Raw genomic sequence first — 20,526 nt, 5'->3', positions numbered from 1 at the left:
TGTATTCTCCTTTCGGATTCATATTTCGGGGGTAAGCTCCAGTCTGAGCTTCTGCTTTATCCGCGCCAGCCGTGAGCGGACTGTGCCTGGTTTCATACCGCAGACGCGGGATATCTCATCGCTTGAATAGCCTTCAAGCACAGACATGGAAAGCAGCAGACGGGATTCATTATCCAGATTATCTACGGCTTCATGAAGCTCAACATTTTCAAAGCTGAAGCTTTCTGTAATGTCTGTATTCTCGTTGAGTTCATCGGCAGGCTCAAAATAGGAGCGCTGTTTTCTTTTTATCTTTGCTGCAAGTATAGTCATTATCCAGCTTCTGAATTTCTCGGGACTGCGTAATTTTTTGATCGAACAGAATGCGTCCAGTACGGTATCGCTTACTGTATCGGCAGCATCATGCGTACTTCGCAGGCTGTAAAGTGCTATATGGTAAAGGTCTTCGTAAACTGTAGCGTACAGTCTTGCGAAAGCCTCTGTACTTCCTTCCTGTGCAAGTCGGACATCTGCTGAGTAGTCGTTCATATGGATCCCTCCTTTTGAATTCGAATTCATAAACTATGTGTCGCTGAGAATACAAATTGTTGCAATCAACAATACAAATCAGCAAAATTAACAAAATATTAATCTTCTGATTGTTGTATATAACGGTATATAAATATTCAACCCACAAAAATACTCTTATGGTGGAAAAAACGCAGAAAATCTCATTGACAATTCTTAATAAATAATGTATAATAAAGGTAACTTCTAATATAGGGGTGGGAAACTTGATCAAAAAAAAGAGAATGATCTTTGGCGTTGTAGCTGCTGAGGCGAACAGTATTGAACAGCGTCAGATCATAAAGGGAATTGCAAGGTTCGATCAGTGTGTCGGAATAGATACGATCATTTTCTCCAACAATTACAATCCTAATGTAAAGGAGAAGGAGCTTTTCTGTGAAAACAGGATATATGATCTTATCATGTCTGAAGAGATCGACGCATTGATCATTATTTCAGAATCCTTCGTAAATGAAGACCTGCGCAAGGGCATAGCAGATCTTCTTTCGCGCAAGACTACGATACCGATAGTCGTTGTAGGCACGTACCTTGCCGAGCTTGATATGCCGCAGTGTACATTTATAAATACCAGCGACGAAAATGATATCGAGGACCTTACCGATCATCTTGTAGAAAAGCATGGCTTTACAGAAATAGATATCATAACAGGCTATGATTTTATCGAAGCATCTAATTTAAGAGTAAACGGCTACAGGAAGTCTCTCGAAAAGCACGGTATCGAGTACGATGAAAAGCGGGTACATTACGGAAATTTCTGGATGAATTCAGGTGAAGAGCTTGCCGAGCGTTACCACAGCGGTGAGCTTCCTCTGCCACAGGCTATAGTCTGCGCCAACGATTATATGGCTTACGGACTTATAGACAAATTTGATGAGCTGGGCATAAAAGTCCCCGACGATGTTACCGTAGTAGGCTACGAATTCGTAGGTGATCGTTTTATGCATTCGCCGCTGCTCACGACCTACAAGAGAAACCGCGAAACTATAGGTGAGGACGCGGCAAATCTTGTGTACAGCCGTATCAAAAAACGTGAATTCCTCTTTGCTCCGCCAAAGGGAGAGATGATATGCGGTACAAGCTGCACCTGCGGCGTGAACCGTGTACAGTACAAGGACGAGCTGAAAACTGCCCGCAGTAAAAAGGAATACGACAACTGGAATTTGTTCAATCCTCTTGATCAGAAGCTGACAGAGTGCCGTACTCTGGGCGAATTCACTGATATATGCAGTGAGTATCACTGGCAGGTGCGCGGTATCCAGAGCTTTTATCTGTGCCTTTACAAAAACTGGTATGATACAGATGCAGAGCTGAGCGAGATACTTTCCTGTCAGAGTATGGTGAAATGGGAGGACAGAACTCCATTTGATATGCACAAGTTCAATTTTGCTGCACTTCTTTCCAAGAATTATGAGCCTGCGGTCTATTACTTCAATCCGCTGTTTTTCAACGACAGGCTTTTCGGTCATCTTGTGCTGAAATACCATGATCCCGATACCTATGATGATATCTACAGAAACTGGCTCAAATCCATGTCAAACGGACTCGAGTTCCTGCGCATGAAAAACGATATACAGTATCTTACTCAGTGTCAGAATCTGTCGGATATGCGTGATACACTTACGGGAATGTATAACGAGACAGGTATGAGAAAGGCTTATCATACACTTGATCTTGACGATAAGGAGTACGCTGTCGTTATGCTAAGGATAGGTATATCCAATGCAGGCTTTTACGAGCTCAACGGCAAGATACCTGCTGTTATGGACGCAGCTGAGGCAATAAATCAGTTCTGCGGAAGCAATGATATCTGCGGCAGAGTAAATGACAATACCTTTGCCTGCATAATACAGGGCGAAACAGATACCGAGCTCCTTGAAAACAGACTGATATCCATAATGCTCCAGCACACTGTCTATATAGACCAGTACGGACTTGATTCATTTGTATGTGCTGCGCTAAAGTGCAAGGAGAAGTCGTACACAAAGCTTACGGCAGCGTGTACGGATATACTTGCCGAGCGTCAGCGCGAGAAAATGGAGATGCGTATGCGTCCGCACTATGAGGATATGCTCAGTATCAGGAGCTATATCTACAGCAATCCGCAGGACAGCTTTGAGTCGGAGAAGCTGCGCAAGCTTTATCCGTACAGTGCAGGACATCTCCGCGAGGTATACAAGAAGTGCTTCGGCGTGAGCATACATAAGGACTGCATCAACGCACGAATGGCAAAGGCTACCTACTGCCTGACGGTAACGCCGCTGAGTATGGCAGAAATTGCCGAGCAGTGCGGCTATGTGGACAGTAAATACTTCCTGCGCCAGTTCCTTGCAACTGTAGGCGTAACGCCTAACCAGTACCGAAATATGGCTAAATGAGCCGTTAACGTGTAGGGGCGGCGTTTCATCTTTTAACGTGTAGGGGACGGCGTCCTCGACGTCCCGAGTCGTTAGCTGAATTGGGAATGTAGGAGCGAGTTAAGCTCGCCCGTTCAATAATGACTGCATAAATAAACCACAAAACCCGAAAGCTGTTTATCCGAACGCTTTCGGGTTTGTTTTTGAGCGCATATCAGGATTTATCGCTTTTTCAGGGAGAAATCCTGATATAAAACATATTATTGCTCCTGCAAATAATAACAATACTGCCCATTTCGGAACAGGACCGCCTGAAATTAAAAATACCAACATGACAATCAAAGCGGCAATTTCAATAGATATGCCTGTTTTGGCGACTATATTAAGTTTTTTCATGGGTTTGCCTTCTTAGTTACGATTTATTATACTGAAATTATAACCTAAAAATATTGATATGTCAACAAAAAAGCCATAGCATGGGAAATGCTATGGCTTTAGCGGTGCGTTATTATATTACGCCGAATTAAATATGCAGGGGGCGATGCTCGCATCGCCCCGAATGTTTTTCATATATGGTATCATTCAGATGCGCAATGCGCGTCCATACACGCTAACGGCTCATTACTGGTTTGCGCGTCCGAGGAATGCAGCACCGATAATACCTGCGTCGTTGCCAAGCTTGGCAATAACGATCTCGGTATTCTTAGGAGAGTTGCGGGTATAAACTTCCTTTGCAACGAGCTCCTTCATAGGGAGGAGAAGGGGATCGCCCTCGTTGCATACGCCGCCGCCGATGCAGAGTACATCAGGCTGGAAGATATTGATAGTATTTGTGATGCCTGCTGCAAGGTACTTTATGTACTTGTCAACAACAGCCTTAGCGTACTTGTCGCCAGCTCTCATGCAATCGAAGGAAGTACGTGCAGTCACCTTGCCCTTTTCCTTTTCGGACTGAGCCATGATGCAGTCAGGGTGCTCGGCGATAGCTTCCTTAGTCATGCGGATAAGACCTGTAGCTGAGGAGTAAGCCTCAAAGCAGCCCTTTCTGCCGCATGAGCACTGTGCGCCGTCTACTTCAACAACAGTGTGACCTATCTCAGCACCTGCAAAGTTTGAGCCTGAGTAGATCTTGCCGTCGATAATGATACCGCCGCCAACACCTGTTCCGAGAGTGATGCAAACAGCGTTTCTTGCGCCCTTTGCAGCACCTGCTACGAATTCGCCGTATGCAGCAGCATTAGCGTCATTTTCAATGAATACAGGCTTGTCGATAGTCTCCTGAATGTACTTTACCATAGGAGTGTTCTTGAAGCCAAGATTGTTTGAGTATTCGATGATACCCTTTTCGCTGTTGGCGATACCTGGTGTACCAACGCCGATCCATTCGATCTGGTCCATAGTGAGCTTTGCATTCTTAACAGCTTCGATAGCCATTTTTGCCATATCGTCAGCGATCTCCTTTTCGGGACGTGGACAATTGGTCTTTGTGCTTGCTTTTGAGATGATGTTATATTTTTCATCAACAACACCTGCAACGATATTAGTACCGCCCAGGTCAATTCCTACATAATATTTCATTTTATATCCTCCTTATGGAATTGTGGTGATAATGACATCACAATTTCCTTTTATAACGTAATTTCCTGTGCCTGCGGGAACAAAAACGCTTGTGCCCATATTCAGTTCAAGGCTGCCGCCGTCGAAGCTGAGCTCGCCGCTTCCGCCGATAACGAGAACGTGAGAGAAGGAGCTGTCATCTGCAAATAGCTTTGCTTCCTTTATCAGTCTCTCCCTGTTGACGTTGAAGTAGTCACATTCTGCAAGAAGCTGTATAACAACGCCGTCGAGCTCCATGCCGTAGACAGGTCTTTTGGGGTCAAGGGGCTCGGTGTTTGTTACTTCGAGAGCCTTTTCGATGTGGAGCTGTCGCGGTTTGCCGTCGGCACCGAGTCTGCCGTAGTCGTAAACGCGGTATGTGACATTTGAGCTCTGCTGTATCTCCGCAATGAGTATACCCTTGCCGATAGCGTGGAGAGTACCGGGCTCTATGAAGAAAACATCGCCTTTCTTGACAGGAACGCGGTTCACCTTATCCATGAGGGTGTTATCCTCGATAGCTTTTCTGAACTCTTCCTTTGTTATCTTCTCCTTAAAGCCGTAGACCAGCTCTGCGCCCGGTTCAGCGTCAATGATATACCACATTTCGGTCTTGCCGTTGTCGTTTTCGTACTTGTGAGCGTATTCGTCACAGGGGTGTACCTGTACTGAAAGGTCGTTTTTAGCGTCGATAAGCTTTACGAGCACGGGGAATCCGCTGAATTTCTTGCAGTTCTTTCCCAGTATCTCGGGGTGCTTCTGTATCAGCTCCGAGAGCTTCATACCGTCAAATTCGCCGCCGCTGACGATTGACTCGCCGTCGGGGTGACAGCTCAGCTCCCAGCTTTCTGCGAGGCGTTCGAGGTCGCTTTCCTTTCCGAAGATATCCCTGAGCTTTGTACCGCCCCAGATATAGTCCTTAATAGGTGCATTGAGTAAAAATGGTTTCACGATAGTACCTTTCTGTTATGATAATGCTTTTTTATTGTTCGGCTTTGGGAATTCCTTTTCAAAGTCCTCCACAGAGCCGTTGTAAACATTCAAGTCGATGTGCTCCTCTTCACCGTCATAGCCTGTGAGAGTGCCCTTGTCGCTGTACTGCCAGAACTTCCAGTCTATGAGGTCAGGTTCGCAGTTTACGCTTCTTATCCAAAGCGGACAGTCCGAAAAGCTTCCCTTGATATATCTCAGGTAGACGGGGAGGGTGGTGTATATAATGGGTTTTGTTCCGTAATGCTCCTCAAGCCGTGAGATAAGGGGACAGAGTATTTTCTCGGTCTCCTCCTTTGAAGGCTTGTTGCTGCGTTTGTCTGCATAATATTCTATGTCGATAACGGGAGGAAGGTCGATCTCATCGGGGCTGACAGAGGAGATGAAGTTATCAGCCTGAGTATCTCCTGCACTGTCAAAGCTGAAGAAGTGATAGGCTGAGACCTTTATTCCTGTAAAGGCAGCTCTGTCAAGGTTCCTGCGCACTGATTCATCGGTGTGACCGCTTCCCTCGGTAGCTTTTATGAAGGCAAAGGAGACATTCTGAGACTCCAGTTCCTGCCAGTTTATATCGCCCTGATAGTTTGAGACATCAACGCCGAAAACAGGATATTTCGCCTTATTCACCTTAGCCGTGGAAAAGAACAAAGCTCCTGCGGCAGCAGTACCCATAAGGGAACCGCCTATCAGAGTACACAAAATATTGCGTAAAACAGTATGCATATAAACGGAAACAACTCCCCACATCTCCGAATTTTCTTTTATTATCAAGAAATGGAATCCTCTGACTTTATTATATGTCAGAAGTCATACAATACTATAATAAACTAAAATGCTGAAATAGTCAATAGTTTTCTTGAATTTCTGAAAAAGTGTGTTGAAGAACTGAAGGTGCAGGGGCTGATATTAAGCTGTTAAAAAGATCTTTGATGCTGTATGCCTGAAAAATGCCTGTTTCTTAGTTCGCGGCGTATTGACTTTTTTGCGGAAAAATGATAAAATTTTCCTTGATGAAATATTATTGGAGGCATATATAATGGATTTTGAAGAAGAATACAAACAGAACAGGACTGCAATGAAAAGAATAAAGAAAGAAGATACTGTGATTTTTATAGTATTTGCTGTGAATATGATAATGGCAATATGGCTTTTCATAGCTTTTTTTATGTCGTTTGACAAAAAGATACTGTTTTCCTCGATTTTTGGGGCAGCCGCTTCGGTAATTGGTTTCCTCAGCGCATACAGGAAGGATTCTGCTCTTGCCATAGTGTCAGGAGTGTTTCTCGTTGCGGAGATGATAGGGGTATTCTTTTTTGGATTTGTCACGCTCCTGGGATTTGTGTTGGCAGGCGTATTCATTGTGTTTGCTGTCAGAAACTTCAATAATATAAAGAAGTACAAATGGCTTGAACAGCAGGACGGTTTTCCGCAGTTTGAGCCGAAGCTGAAAGAGTACGACATGAACAGAGTCCAGCGGTCCATAAAAGATCCTTACGCTATAAAAATGGAAGAAAGACAGAGAAGCTCCTACGGAAATATGGACGAGATTTAGAACTGAGCAGTAGAGGAGAAAGGGCGCATCTATACCTTTATACTAAGAAAAAAGCAGCCATAATGGCTGCTTTCTTTATATTATTCCGAAAAGCTGTTTTTCGTCCCGTGGGTCAAAGGGCACCAGCTTACGCGACTGACGGGACAGTACATAGCCGCTGGGATTACCGAGAGGAGACAGCGAGAAAAGTCCGTTCCTGCGGTGGGCAGCTCTGAATGTGCTGCCGATGTGAGTATTTACGGGTATCCCCTCATGCTCGAAGCTTATGCCCTTTTCGGTCACCTTGACCTTCAGTGCAGGCATATCCGAAAACGGGTGACAAACCATGCCGCTTACGATGTAGTGTCCGCGCAGGGGAGTTACCTTTGTATCGCGGTAAAAGCGGTACAGCAGAGCAGCAACAGCCTGTTCGGTATCGTAAAGACGATTTATTATTGCCTCGACGGGAGCTGTGAAAAGCTTATGCACATCTCGGCATATAGCAGCAGAATTGGCATTTATGGCAGTTGAGAAGCTGCTGCGCATAGAAAAGCGGCGGAGGTGGTCGTAGGTTATGTGCTGTTCGGGAACGAACTCGGGGTACATAGCGCGGGCGAGGTCCTCATAGCGGATATGGACGCTGCGCATCTTGGAAAAATAGGTCATTTTAGCAGCGTGTGGGAGACAGCACATATCCGACATCATATGTACGGCTCTTGCGAGATATACCGCACCCTGTTTTACAAAGCCGTTCTGGTGCATGGTAAGAGCCATTGTATAATCTTCCTCGAACATAGTTCGGGCGCTTTTTGCGAAAAGGTCCTTTCCGTTTCGGTAGTAGCCGCAGATAGTTCGCTGAGGCTTGCCGTTTGTATTGCAGGCGCAGTAATAATGTCTGCCTGCACCGTTTTCGCGGTCGTCGTTGTCATCAGCGATCACGGTGTAAGGGAGCATTATTTTCAGCTGAGGACGTATGAGCTCAGCGGCTTCGGGAGCTGTTTCGTCAAGCAGCTTCAATGCTCTTATAAGTATATCCTCGTGTATCTGTGACTGCGGCAGTTTTTTCATTGCTGTATATTTATCGGTCAGCTTATGAAGCTCATCAGTGACCTTTTTCCATTTATTCTGCATTTATAGCTCCTTTCGATGCTCCTTCCGTAAGCAGGGGGCATCGTATAATTATTTTATAAGTATGATCGGGCAAACGTTGGGTCAGAGGTCGTCCCGACTAATTACTATTCACTGATCACTTAAATTATACATCACCTGTCAAAAATTGTCAATGATGTTGATGTGGAAGTACATTATTGCTGAAATATTGCTGCTTTCACTAAATCATCACATTTCAGCTTTATACTTATACAAGTATATTTATTTGAAAGGAAAATAATTATGAAAAAAACAAGAATTGCTGCATTCTTATTTGCGGTATGCTTAGGTGCAGTTTCAATGACAGCCTGCGGCGACAGCAAGGACAACAAGAAGACAAAGACAAGTTCAAAATCTGCTGAGGACATAGAAGAAAAAGACCTTGAAGAAGCTCTTGGCAAGCTCGACAAGGAGACAGCAAAGGAGAAAGAAGAAGCAACAGAAGCTGAGACAGAGCCGACGACCGTTGCTGAGATAAAGTATGAAGCTACAGACGAGATAAAAAAGGCTGCTCTCAATTCAGGCTATATCCAGATAGGTGATACTGTATTCAGACGCGGAAATTATATGACGGTTGCAGAGTTTATTGAGGAATACGGTGACAAATTCGATATGTCTGAAATTCCTGTTGACGAATATCTTACAACGGATAACGTAGGAGCTTATACGGACGCTAAAAGGATTAAATCATTTGACGATCCGCGACTTGAATTAACTGTATATTATGGTAAATTTGATGCGGAAAAAAACGCACGAGTAAAAGTTACTGAAGCAACTATTGATGATGTATATTTAACTGAAACAGGTAAAATGGGTTATTTCCCTGATTCTGTTAACCTTGATGACATAAGCAGCGAGCTGATTTTTTATCCGCAGGATTTAAAGCCAATGGATTATGAAGATGCAAAAGCATTTTGTATTGAGCAGGGGTTTGAAGAAGATGGTGAATTCGCAAAGTATGAGATGTTTAACGGATATGTGTATTACGGTGATGCATACGAAGAATGGAAAGAGGCTTTCTTCATTCAAATGAAGGGCGCTGAACCGAATTTATATAATTATTGTCCGTTAGTTGAGTATAAGTTAAAATTCGATCAGGCAACCTTGAAGGCAACAGGTTCTGAATATAGCGTTTCACGAATGGGTGAGACATATTTCTCTGTAGATACTGAAGAAAGCGAAGAAGCAACCGAAGAAAAAAGCGAAGAATAATTATAAAGGGCACTCAAAACGAGTGCCTTTTCTTTGTATACTGACATACAAAAAGGGCGTTCGCAATGAACGCCCTTTGATATTGCATATATATCAGCTATTAGCCGAGCTCTGCAAAGTACTTGATTGTTCTTACCATCTGTGATGTGTAAGAATTCTCGTTGTCATACCATGAAACAACCTGTACCTCGTAGAGGCCGTCACCGATCTCAGCAACCATTGTCTGTGTAGCATCGAAGAGTGAACCGAATCTCATGCCGATAACGTCAGAAGAAACGATCTGATCCTCGTTGTAGCCGAATGACTCAGAAGCAGCAGCCTTCATAGCAGCGTTGATGCCTTCCTTAGTTACGTTAGCACCCTTAACAACAGCTGTGAGGATTGTTGTAGAACCTGTAGGAACAGGAACTCTCTGTGCGCTGCCGATGAGCTTGCCGTTGAGCTCTGGGATAACAAGACCGATTGCCTTAGCAGCACCTGTGCTGTTAGGAACGATGTTTGCAGCACCAGCTCTTGCTCTTCTGAAGTCGCCCTTTCTGTGAGGACCGTCAAGGATCATCTGATCGCCTGTGTAAGCGTGGATTGTGCTCATGATACCGCTCTGGATAGGAGCATAATCGTTAAGAGCCTTAGCCATAGGAGCGAGGCAGTTTGTTGTGCATGAAGCAGCAGAAATGATCTTGTCGTCCTTAGTAAGAGTCTTCTCGTTTACGCTGTAAACGATTGTAGGAAGATCGTTACCAGCAGGAGCTGAGATAACAACCTTCTTAGCACCAGCATCGATGTGAGCCTGTGACTTGTCCTTTGAGCAGTAGAAACCTGTGCACTCGAGAACTACGTCAACGCCGATCTCGCCCCATGGGAGCTCTGCAGCGTTAGCCTTAGCGTAGATTGTAAGTGTCTTGCCGTCTACAGTGATTGTGCCCTTCTCGTCATCAGCAGAAACTGTGTGAAGGTTCTCACCGATCTTTCCGCAGTAACCGCCCTGAGCTGTATCATACTTGAGAAGCTGAGCGAGCATTGAAGGCTTTGTAAGGTCGTTGATTGCAACTACCTCATAACCTGGAGCGTCAAACATCTGTCTGAATGCAAGACGACCGATACGGCCGAAACCGTTAATAGCAACTTTAACTGACATTGGATATACCTCCTAAAAATTTGTATAGATTAATTATACCGCAACTCGGAAAATTTTTCAAGTGGTTCGATAAAAAAATAACAGATTTTTTTGTAAAAGTACATATTAAACAAATGTCGGAAATACCTTGCGAATATTTTTGTTGCAAATTTCCCTGTATCAAATTTGCTTCAGGCTATTCCATTTTATATTAAAATGTAGTATAATAAAATATATTCGTTGATATATTCATTATTTGTATACAAACATCGGAAACGGAGAAAATATGGACGGGAAATACGGACTTCACGACTTCTTTGAAAGCTCCTTTGCTGAGGATTATATAGCCTATACAGAGTATCTTGTAAGGCGTTCGGTAACGGGGATATCGGCTTCCTGCGAGCTTCTGAGGGAGCTTGCCGACAAGCAGGGCACGAAAAAGGACAGTGAGCTCATAGAGGGCATAATGACTATGTGCTGCGAGCTTATGAGGAATGCCGAGCTCAGCAAGGCTCTTATCTCTGATCCCGACAGCAAAAGCTGCTTCGGCGTTGTCAGGACGGATGCTTTTCTTGCAGACCTTGCTGCAAACTGCGGAGCAGTCACGGCAGGAAGGTGCAGGATAGTGCTCGGTGAATGTTCAGCTTCGCTGGTACGTACCGACAGCAATATCCTTAGACTGCTGCTGCTCAGCTTTATCAGGAGATACAGTCTTGCGAACGATGCCGACATAAATGAATTTGAAGCCTTTTGTGAGGAAACTGGTAAAAATGTCAAAATCCATATCAGAGCCTCAGGGACATTTGTGGACGGAGAATGTATCGGTCTGCCCGATGTTTTTGAGACCTATCCCGATGAGACCGTGAAGGGACTTGCTGTCCGTATCGGTGCAGAAGCACAGATGAGCGGTGATGAGATAACTGCCGTAATACCGCTCGCTGAAGGAGAAAAATCAGCAGTACTGGAAGCGCCCTCTCCCGAATTGGGCGATACCTTCTTCGACCCGTTCAATCTCATGCTGAGAGATATCCCCCATAATAGGTGACAACTGTGTGACAGTATGATAAAACTTAGCAATTTAGACAGAATAAAACAGGATTTTTGTTGACATTATTCAAAAAAAGTTGTATAATGTATATGTTGAAAGATTTCAACATATACGGAGCAGCATTTTTTGCTTTTTGGAGAGTGCTTTATGAGTATATCATACGAGATCGAACGAAAATTTCTCGTTGAGTTCCCCGATATTTCCACCCTTGATGTAAGGCGCAGGATCGGTATAGTCCAGACTTACCTCAAAAGCGGGCAGAATGGTTCTCAGCGCAGGGTAAGATCGGTCGATGAAGACGGCAGGATAAAGTATACTTACACGGAAAAGATCTTCCACACCCATGTTACAAGGGAAGAGAATGAATTCGAGATAAGCGCAGAGGAGTATCACAGCCTTCTCAATGGTGCGCGCAGAGATTGTCCGCCTATAGAAAAGGTGCGTTACTGCTTTGATTATCACGACCAGCTTTTTGAACTGGATACCTATCCGTTTTCGGATAAGCTGGCAATAATGGAGCTTGAGCTCGGTTCGCCCGAGCAGGAGATAGATTTCCCCGATAATGTGAAGGTAGTGAAAGAGGTCTCGGACGATGTGCGCTATTCAAATGCTGCACTTGCAAAGGCAGGAGCTTTTCCCGAGCAATAGAATGGAGAAATCAGTTGATGTCAGAAAAATTTGTGCCCGCAGACAGTCCCGAGCAGCTTTCCGCTCTTTTCGGACAGCTTGACGGAAATGTGGACAGAATACAGAAAAACTTCAATGTCACTGTGGTAAGCAGGGACGGCGGCATTAAAATAATCGGAGATGAAGAGAATATCAGCGGTGCGGAAAAGGCTCTCAGAGCCCTGATGACCATGGCTGATAAGGGCAACGCTGTCAACGAGCAGACAGTGCGCTATGTCTCGTCTATGGTGGCTGACGGCGCAGAGCAGGAGCTTCAGGAGCTTGGCGGAGATGGTATATGTGTTACAGCTTCGGGTAAGATACTCCGTCCTCGTACAGTCGGTCAGAAGCGCTATACAGACGCAATAAAGGAGAATACTATCGTTCTCGGTATAGGTCCTGCGGGTACGGGCAAGACTTACCTTGCAGTCGCTATGGCTGTAAAGGCTTTCCGCGAGCATAAGATAAAGAAGATAATCCTCACCCGTCCTGCTGTTGAAGCAGGCGAAAAACTGGGATTTCTTCCCGGTGATCTCCAGGATAAGGTAGACCCCTATCTCCGTCCGCTCTATGACGCACTTTTCGATATGTTCGGAGCAGAGAGCTTTGCAAGATACATGGAAAAGGGCATAATCGAGGTAGCTCCCCTTGCATATATGCGAGGACGCACACTTGATGAAGCCTTTATAATACTCGATGAAGCACAGAATACTACTTCGGAGCAGATAAAAATGTTCCTTACCCGCCTCGGAAACGAGAGCAGAATGGTCATTACAGGCGATATTACACAGATCGACCTTCCTGATACAAGAAAATCGGGCTTAGTTGAAGCTATAAAGGTACTTAAAGGTATCGACGATATTCAGATACACCGCTTTACCGAAAAAGATGTTGTAAGACACAGACTTGTACAGGATATTATCAAAGCCTATGAAAAATATAACGAAGGGAGAAAAAATATTCATGGCTAAGTTAAAGGTATATGTTAAGAATAATCAGACAGAGGTGAAGGTTCCTGTTGGAATAAGACTGCTTATCAGAAGATGCTGTCAGGCAGTCCTCACTACAGAAAATTTCGGCAAGGACGCTGAAGTAAGCGTTTCATTCGTAAGCAATAACGAGATAAAAAATCTCAATAAGATATACAGAAACAAGGACAGCGTTACAGATGTTCTCTCATTCCCGCTCACAAGCGAGGACGGAACTGTTGAGGTAAATCCTGAGACAGGCGCAGTACAGCTGGGCGACGTTGTTATCTCGCTTGAAACTGCTGTAAAGCAGGCTCAGAACTACGGACATTCACTTGAGCGTGAGGTAGGCTTCCTTACAGTACATTCAATGCTCCACCTTCTGGGCTATGACCACGAGACAAGCCAGCTGGATCAGCGCATCATGCGCGAGAAGGAAGAGTCCGTGCTCGAAAAGCTGGGCATTTCCCGTGATGTTACTTTCGTTGTGAACGGAGAAAATAACTGATGTCAAGGACCGCTTTCGTTACTATCGCAGGACGCACAAATGCAGGAAAATCCTCTCTCCTCAACGCTATCGTAGGAGAGAAGATAGCTTCTGTCAGCAGCAAGCCGCAGACTACCCGTACACGTATCACGGGTATACGCAATATCGACGATGTACAGCTGGTATTCTTTGATACTCCGGGCTTGCATAAGCCTGTGAACAAGCTCAGCGAGCATATGCTGAATACAGTCAAGGAGTCTGTCAGCGACATCGACGCTGTAGTCTTTGTTATGGACTGCACTAAGAAGATAAACGAGCAGGAGCTTGAGCTGCTGAAGTCCATGAACGCTTCAAAAATGCCTGTAATTCTTGTTCTGAACAAGATAGACCTGCTGAAAAACAAGGACGAGCTTGCTCCTGTTATCGCTGACATTACATCTAAGGTGAAGTTTCAGGCAGTTGTTCCTGTAAGCGTGACCGAAAACAGCGGTGTTGACATAGTAATAGATGAGATAATCGCATTATCTGAGGAGTCGGTACACTTCTTCCCCGATGATATGATAACCGACCAGCCCGAAAAGGTGCTTGCAGCCGAGATGATACGCGAAAAGCTCCTTATGCTCCTCAGTGATGAAGTACCTCACGGTATTGCTGTTGGCGTAGAGCAGATGAGCGAGCGCGAGGACAAGGATATCCTCGATATATCAGCTGTTATCTACTGCGAAAAGGAGTCCCACAAGGGCATAGTCATCGGCAAGGGCGGAGCTATGCTGAAAAAGGCTTCTACAGCAGCAAGAATAGAGCTGGAGGACTTTTTCCAGATAAAGGTCAACCTTAAATGCTGGGTAAAGGTCAAGGAGGACTGGCGAAACAGAGAAAATCTCATCAGAAGCTTCGGACTTTCCGAGAAATAATTTCCGCTGATAATTTATCCCGTACCGCAGAAGATAATGACAGGGCTGAGGCTCTTATCAGAAATTGCGGAGGGAAATATGTCAGAGGATATACTTTGGAATAAATTCGCCGAAAGCGGCAGCGTAGAGGACTATCTGCGGTATTCGGCACATAAGGAAGATAACCATGACAACTGTTGAAGGCATCGTCCTTAAAGAGCGTTCTGTGGGTGAACAGGACAAATTCATAGATATACTGACAGGAGAGAGCGGAGTCATCGAGGTTTCCGTAAAAGGCGCAAGGAAAATAAACGGAAAATCGGGGAGCTCCACTCAGCTTCTTGCCTATTCACGGTTCTGCATCGACAAGAGAGGAAAGTATCTTTACCTCAACAGTGCAGAGCCGATACATATTTTTTACGGACTTCGCGATTCGCTGTCAAAGATATCGCTGGCGAGCTATTTTGCGGAGATAATGCGCTTCTGCATAAAGCCCGAGGCTCAGAACGGCGATATAATGCGGCTTCTGCTGAATACTCTCCACTATCTGGAAAACGGTCAGCGCGATGAGAAACTGCTGAAATCCGTGTTTGAGCTTAGACTAATGTCGGAGATAGGCTATATGCCCGATGTGGTTGCCTGCCGTGGCTGCGGTGTATACGAGCCTGCGGAGCTGTATTTCTGCATGGAAAGCGGCGGCTTTTACTGTGCGGACTGCTTTGACAATGAGTCATCAGACAATTATATGAAGATAAAGCTGCCTGTACTGAGTGCGGTGCGGCATATAGTGCTTGCTGATTTCAGCAGGCTTTTCAATTTCCGCGTATCGGAGGAGGTACAGCAGAAGCTGTCTGCTCTGACGGAAATGTATGCCCTTACGCATCTGGAGCGCAGCTTCGGAACACTGGACTTTTACAAAACAATCATTTGAGCCATTAGCAGTTTGCCATTAGCAATTAGCCCGTTGTAGGGAACGCCTTTGGCGTTCCAATGAACAAGTGGTCGAACCACTTCCTAACAGCTAAGGGCTAAAGGCTAAGGGCTTCAGAATAAAGGAAGATTATGGATAAATATTTGAAAACACTTGAACTGGACAAGATACTTGAAATGCTTGCGGAGCTTACCTCAAACGAGGAGACTCACCGCATGGCATTGGCGGTACGTCCCGACAACGACCTTGAAAGAGTGCGCTATGAGTGTCTGAAGACCTCACAGGCATTATCTCTTTCGGTGCAGTTCGGAACACCGCCTTTCGGCAATTTCAAGGATATAAGCTCTGTAGCTGCAAGAGCTAAGTCGGGAGCAGTTATATCTCTCCGCGACCTTATGGACATAGCAGCAATGCTGAGACAGATAAAGTCTTTGGCGGACTGGTACGCTCACTGTGAAAACATGGAAACTGAGCTGAGCTACCTGTTTTCGAGATTGCAGCCCAATGACTGGCTGCTTGAAAAGCTTGAACGCTCGATAATCTCGGAAAACGAGATAGCAGACGCTGCAAGTGCGGAGCTTGCCGCAATACGCCGCAAGATAAACCGCGCAGGTATGCAGCTCCGCGAAACTCTCGACAAAATGATAAAGAACAAGACCACACAGCAGTATTTGCAGGAGAGCAATGTCACTATCCGTGACGGACGTTTTGTTCTGCCTGTAAAGTCCGAATACCGCGGACAGGTAAGTGGTCTTATACACGATACCTCGGCTACGGGACAGACCATATTCATCGAGCCTATGGCAATTGTCGAGGCTAATAACGATATCAGGCTCCTTGAAGCTAAGGAGCAGGAGGAGATAGAGCGCATAGTCCGCGAGCTGTGCCGTGAGTGCGGCGAATATGCGGATATACTTGCGGAGAATTACAAGGTCTGCACTGAGTTGAACCTGTATTTCGCCAAGTCTAACCTTGCCGCAAAGCTCAACTGCTCACTTCCCGAGATAACCGATGACGGCAAGATGTATCTTAAAAAAGCCCGTCACCCTCTTATCGACAAAAACAAGGCTGTGCCTGTGGATATAAGTCTCGGTGAGGACTATCAGGCACTTATCATCACAGGTCCGAATACGGGCGGTAAGACCGTATCTCTCAAAACTGCGGGACTTCTTGCGGCTATGACTATGTGCGGACTCCTTATTCCTGTTGCTGACGGCAGCAGGATATCCGTATACGACCATATCCTTGTTGATATCGGTGACAGTCAGAGCATTGAGCAGAACCTTTCTACATTCTCCTCACATACAAATAAAGTTATTGAGATACTGAAAACTGCCGATGAGCAGTCGCTGGTGCTCCTTGACGAGCTTGGCTCGGGTACCGACCCTGTTGAGGGCGCGGCACTTGCCATATCTATTATCCGCCGGCTTATGCTTAACGGCGCGAAAATAATGGTAACTACTCATTATCAGGAGCTTAAAGTATTCGCTATTGACGGCGAGGGCATAGAAAATGCTTCCTGTGAATTTGATATCGAGACTCTGAGACCTACATACAAGCTCATAGTAGGTTCTCCGGGTAAGTCCAACGCTTTTGCAATATCCGAAAGTCTCGGTATGCCTGCGGACATAATCGAGGACGCTAAAACAAGAGTGAGCGAGGCTAATACCCGACTTGAAGAGGTTATAGGCAAGCTTGAAAGCACTCGTCTGGAGCTTGAGCGCCAGAAAGAGGAGATATCACGCCTTAAAGCTCAGACTGCCGAGCATGAGGAGGCTATAAGGATAGAGCGCGAAAAGCTTGAAGCCGCAAAGGCTGAGGAGCTTGAAAAGGCAAGGCTTCGCGCAATGACTATTATTGAGCAGACTAAGGCGGAGTCCAATGAGCTTATCGACGAGCTTGAAAGACTTCGCAAGGAAAAGGACAAAAAGGATTTCAGCGCAAATGTTTCCAGCGTTAAATCAAAGTCGAAGCAGAGCTTCAACAAGATGTACGATACGGCTAATCCTGTGGACAAGCGTGACCCGAATGAGGGCTATGTGCTTCCGAGAAAGCTCCGCCGCGGCGATACGGTCTATGTTGTGGACTTACAGCGCAAGGGCATAATCTCGGGCGAGCCTGACGGAAGCGACTTCGTATACGTTCAGATGGGCGTTATGAAAACGAAAATGAACATCTCCCGTCTGCGCCTTGAAGAACCTGAAAAGGTAACTGTGGCTAACAAGTCCATACGTCCGAACCGCAAGATGAACAAGGTAGGCGTAAAGGCTGAGCGCAGGGGCAAAATGGAGCTCGATATCCGCGGCTGTGCCTGCGATGACGGAGTTTACCAGCTTGACGCATTTCTCGATCAGGCTGTTATGTCCAATATCTCAATGGTGACTATAATCCACGGAAAGGGTACGGGACTGCTGAGACAGGCTGTTCACAAGAGACTAAAATCCCACCCGTCAGTGAAAAGCTTCCGTCTGGGACTCTTCGGAGAGGGTGAGGACGGAGTTACCGTTGTTGAACTGAAGTAATGACATGAGAATGGTAAAATAATGGCAAAACAATAACATAACTGATATGATAAAGGCATATTTTTTTTATAATTCTTTGGAAAGAGTTGAAAAAATATGCCTTTTAGTGTATAATGTATACAAGGCTCAATTGCAGGAAAGGGGGATCTGTTGTGAAGAAACGCAGAACGATAGCAGTCATTGCGGCTGATGTATTCAACAGCTACATGAATAGAATATTTATCGGCATTTCCGAGCAGTGCAGGTCTCTCGGATATGATGTGCTCACATTTCTTATGGCTTTTAATCTGGACAGCGGCGGACTTATACAGCAGGGCGAGGAAAATATCTTCTCCCTTATAAAAGCCGATGTCATAGACGGAGTTATACTGCTTGCAGGAAATCTTGCAAGTCAGAATCTTGTTGATAAATTCGTGAAGACATTCTCGCACTGGGGTATACCTGTTGTGGCTCTCGACCATGATTTCGATTTCTGCGACAGCCTTTATGCTGAGGATACCGAGCTTTTCGAGCAGATGACAGACCATTTCATCGAGGCTCACGGCTGTAAGAAGATAATCTGCCTTACAGGTCCTGAGGGAAGTCCTCCTGCTATGTCAAGGCTTGAAGGCTATAAACGCTCTATGAAAAAGCACGGGCTGGAAATTGCCGGGGACGATATTATTTTCGGCGACTTCTGGAAGATAGTGTCACAGCGCCTTGCAAAGCAGTTCATTACGGGAGAAAGACCTATCCCCGATGCTGTTGTATGCGCAAATGACGAGATGGCAAGAAGTCTGTGCAACTCAATGGTAAAGGGCGGCTACAGGATACCCGAGGACTTCAAGATATCGGGCTATGACGGTTCAAACAGGGCTGTGCTGGAAATACCTTCCATATCTACTGTATGCCCTGAAAATATACGAATGGGCGCAAATGCGGTATGTATACTTCATAAGAAGATAACAGGCGAGGACGCTGCTCCTCTTGATACACTGGAGCGCGGCAGGCTTATACTTGCACGTTCCTGCGGCTGCGGCAGCAATACCATTTACAGCGTGAAAACAGGCGAGGATTTCAGCAACAGGATAGAACGGTTTGACGACTACTATAACAAGAGCTGTATGCTGGACAGCCTTATGGAGGAAGAAAATCTTGAGGGGCTGATACGAAGGCTCAACGGCTTTGTTTATACTATAAGAGGTCTTGATACCTATATGCTCTGCCTTTGCCGCAACTGGGACAACATCGAGAATGAAAACGACGATGACTATATCCGCGAAGGCTATGCAGATATAATGGAAGCAAAGATGATATATACCAGAAAGCATACGGAGTTTATCGGCAGGGAGTTCCGCTCGGCTGATATTATCCCTGATTTCATGGGAGAATACTGCGAGGGACCTTCGGCGTTCTTTCTGCTCCCTCTGCATTATATGGACAGATGCTTCGGCTATTCTATATTCAGATTTGATGATATCCGCAATGTGGAGAGCAGAGTCTTTGCAAAGTGGAACAGGAATATAGGTCTGGCTCTTGAATACCTTCGTGTACGCACTAAGCTTATGAGTATGAATCAGCGTATTCTTATGAGCTCTATCCGTGATACCCTTACGGGTGTATATAACAGAAAAGGCTTTAAGAGAATGGCTGAGGGAATACTCCGCAGAGCCTGCGATGAGCAGGAAACGCTCCTTGTCATAATGGTTGACCTTGACCGCCTTAAAATGATAAATGATAATTTCGGACATATAGAAGGCGATAACGCTATAACTGTAGTTGCTAATGCTTTGCAGTCCTGCTGCGGTATGAATGAGGTATGCGCAAGGATAGGCGGCGATGAATATGCGCTCATAGGCTGCGGCGACTATTCAGAGGAACGCGTCAAAAAGTACTTTGAGTATATACGGGATTATTTCAAAAGATATAATGCCGCATCGGGCAAGCGTTACGAAGTAAGCGCGAGTCTGGGCGCTTTCTGCGGTGTTCCCGAAAAGGGAAAGACTATCGACGACTATATCAGCTTTGCCGATGAAAAAATGTATGAGGATAAGCAGAAACGCAGAAAACAAAGGAAGAATTAAAGCACCTTTCTATAAAGGGGCAGAAAAATGGCAAAAATCAACGGGAAACCATTGATTATTGAAAAAATAAATTTTTAATTCTATGTTTTTAACGAAATTGCGAGTTGCGTTTTGTATAATAATACTAATGAAGTCAGGGGGCGATGTGGACATCGCCCCTTGCACATTATATGAAAAAGACCTGTGATGCATCAGAGGTCTTTTTTTTATGCAGGTTTAAATACTGAAATTGCAATGATAAAATACGGTACTAAGTATTGACAAAAACCTCAAAATATGATAAAATAAACTGAATTGCAAAAGAAGCTTAGGTTTCGGAGCAAGACTATTGACCACTCCTTTTCGGAGTCGAGGCCATACGGACAGCCGGGTCAAATGCCGACCGCCGATTTTTCGGCTGGCAACTTCTGTTGCCTTATTGATTCGACTGTG

Annotated in this window: 18 protein-coding genes; 11 read left to right on the top strand and 7 right to left on the bottom strand. The window is 45.3% G+C overall.

From position 1 onward, the window contains the following. Positions 1-18: 18 nt before the first annotated feature. A complete protein-coding gene (locus BUB28_RS06365; protein ID WP_072949916.1) occupies positions 19-528 on the bottom strand; it encodes an RNA polymerase sigma factor in 510 nt (169 codons plus the stop codon). A 245-nt stretch (positions 529-773) separates the two neighbouring features. On the opposite strand from BUB28_RS06365, the gene BUB28_RS06360 reads away from it, so the two are divergent. Next, entirely contained in the window at positions 774-2,942 is a 2,169-nt protein-coding gene (locus BUB28_RS06360) for a substrate-binding domain-containing protein (RefSeq protein ID WP_242939948.1), read from the top strand. Between the two features lie 156 nt (positions 2,943-3,098). On the opposite strand, the gene BUB28_RS06355 is transcribed toward BUB28_RS06360, so the two are convergent. From BUB28_RS06355 to BUB28_RS06340, 4 genes are all read right to left on the bottom strand, one after another. Then, on the bottom strand, positions 3,099-3,317 hold the full coding sequence (locus BUB28_RS06355) for a hypothetical protein (protein WP_072949914.1): 219 nt from the start codon (positions 3,315-3,317) through the stop codon (positions 3,099-3,101). A gap of 225 nt (positions 3,318-3,542) precedes the next feature. After that, positions 3,543-4,499, bottom strand: a complete 957-nt coding sequence (locus tag BUB28_RS06350) for an ROK family protein (RefSeq protein ID WP_072949912.1) — start codon at positions 4,497-4,499, stop codon at positions 3,543-3,545. 12 nt (positions 4,500-4,511) lie between these two features. Next, a complete protein-coding gene (locus tag BUB28_RS06345; RefSeq protein WP_175547809.1) occupies positions 4,512-5,468 on the bottom strand; it encodes a type I phosphomannose isomerase catalytic subunit in 957 nt (318 codons plus the stop codon). 15 nt (positions 5,469-5,483) lie between these two features. Beyond that, a complete protein-coding gene (locus BUB28_RS06340; RefSeq protein WP_081373415.1) occupies positions 5,484-6,230 on the bottom strand; it encodes a GH25 family lysozyme in 747 nt (248 codons plus the stop codon). A 313-nt stretch (positions 6,231-6,543) separates the two neighbouring features. Here BUB28_RS06340 and BUB28_RS06335 point away from each other — a divergent pair, with 313 nt between their 5' ends. Continuing rightward, the gene (locus BUB28_RS06335) at positions 6,544-7,059 is read left to right on the top strand and encodes a hypothetical protein (RefSeq protein WP_072949908.1); all 516 of its coding nucleotides are present in this window, start codon (positions 6,544-6,546) and stop codon (positions 7,057-7,059) included. 75 nt (positions 7,060-7,134) lie between these two features. Here BUB28_RS06335 and BUB28_RS06330 read toward each other — a convergent pair whose 3' ends face one another. Next, the gene (locus tag BUB28_RS06330) at positions 7,135-8,169 is read right to left on the bottom strand and encodes a phospholipase C/P1 nuclease family protein (protein WP_072949907.1); all 1,035 of its coding nucleotides are present in this window, start codon (positions 8,167-8,169) and stop codon (positions 7,135-7,137) included. A 261-nt stretch (positions 8,170-8,430) separates the two neighbouring features. Here BUB28_RS06330 and BUB28_RS06325 point away from each other — a divergent pair, with 261 nt between their 5' ends. Next, positions 8,431-9,399: a hypothetical protein gene (locus BUB28_RS06325; RefSeq protein ID WP_072949905.1), complete on the top strand. Its 969-nt coding sequence runs from the start codon at positions 8,431-8,433 to the stop codon at positions 9,397-9,399. A 100-nt stretch (positions 9,400-9,499) separates the two neighbouring features. Here BUB28_RS06325 and gap read toward each other — a convergent pair whose 3' ends face one another. After that, positions 9,500-10,537, bottom strand: a complete 1,038-nt coding sequence (gap, locus tag BUB28_RS06320; RefSeq protein WP_028517049.1) for a type I glyceraldehyde-3-phosphate dehydrogenase — start codon at positions 10,535-10,537, stop codon at positions 9,500-9,502. A 265-nt stretch (positions 10,538-10,802) separates the two neighbouring features. On the opposite strand from gap, the gene BUB28_RS06315 reads away from it, so the two are divergent. The 8 genes from BUB28_RS06315 to BUB28_RS06280 all read left to right on the top strand — a co-directional run bounded on the left by BUB28_RS06315 (position 10,803) and on the right by BUB28_RS06280 (position 20,094). After that, positions 10,803-11,561: a hypothetical protein gene (locus BUB28_RS06315; protein ID WP_072949903.1), complete on the top strand. Its 759-nt coding sequence runs from the start codon at positions 10,803-10,805 to the stop codon at positions 11,559-11,561. Between the two features lie 150 nt (positions 11,562-11,711). Beyond that, positions 11,712-12,212: a CYTH domain-containing protein gene (locus tag BUB28_RS06310; protein WP_072949901.1), complete on the top strand. Its 501-nt coding sequence runs from the start codon at positions 11,712-11,714 to the stop codon at positions 12,210-12,212. A 17-nt stretch (positions 12,213-12,229) separates the two neighbouring features. Further along, positions 12,230-13,201 (top strand): PhoH family protein, encoded by a 972-nt coding sequence (locus tag BUB28_RS06305; protein ID WP_072949899.1) that lies wholly within the window; start codon positions 12,230-12,232, stop codon positions 13,199-13,201. Beyond that, positions 13,194-13,706 (top strand): rRNA maturation RNase YbeY, encoded by a 513-nt coding sequence (ybeY, locus tag BUB28_RS06300; RefSeq protein ID WP_072949898.1) that lies wholly within the window; start codon positions 13,194-13,196, stop codon positions 13,704-13,706. Before BUB28_RS06305 ends, ybeY begins: the two co-directional genes overlap by 8 nt. Continuing rightward, positions 13,706-14,599 (top strand): GTPase Era, encoded by an 894-nt coding sequence (gene era / locus BUB28_RS06295; protein ID WP_072949896.1) that lies wholly within the window; start codon positions 13,706-13,708, stop codon positions 14,597-14,599. The genes ybeY and era overlap by 1 nt, the downstream gene beginning before the upstream one ends. Before the next feature lie 166 nt (positions 14,600-14,765). Further along, entirely contained in the window at positions 14,766-15,509 is a 744-nt protein-coding gene (gene recO / locus BUB28_RS06290; protein WP_072949895.1) for a DNA repair protein RecO, read from the top strand. 131 nt (positions 15,510-15,640) lie between these two features. Further along, positions 15,641-18,031, top strand: coding sequence for an endonuclease MutS2 (locus tag BUB28_RS06285; RefSeq protein ID WP_072949893.1), 2,391 nt, complete (start codon positions 15,641-15,643; stop codon positions 18,029-18,031). A gap of 152 nt (positions 18,032-18,183) precedes the next feature. Further along, entirely contained in the window at positions 18,184-20,094 is a 1,911-nt protein-coding gene (locus BUB28_RS06280) for a diguanylate cyclase (protein WP_072949891.1), read from the top strand. The last annotated feature ends 432 nt before the right edge of the window (positions 20,095-20,526 follow it).

It is taken from the genome of Ruminococcus flavefaciens (assembly GCF_900143025.1).
Classification (GTDB): domain Bacteria; phylum Bacillota; class Clostridia; order Oscillospirales; family Ruminococcaceae; genus Ruminococcus; species Ruminococcus flavefaciens_I.
This window is presented reverse-complemented; position numbering and strand designations above follow the sequence as displayed.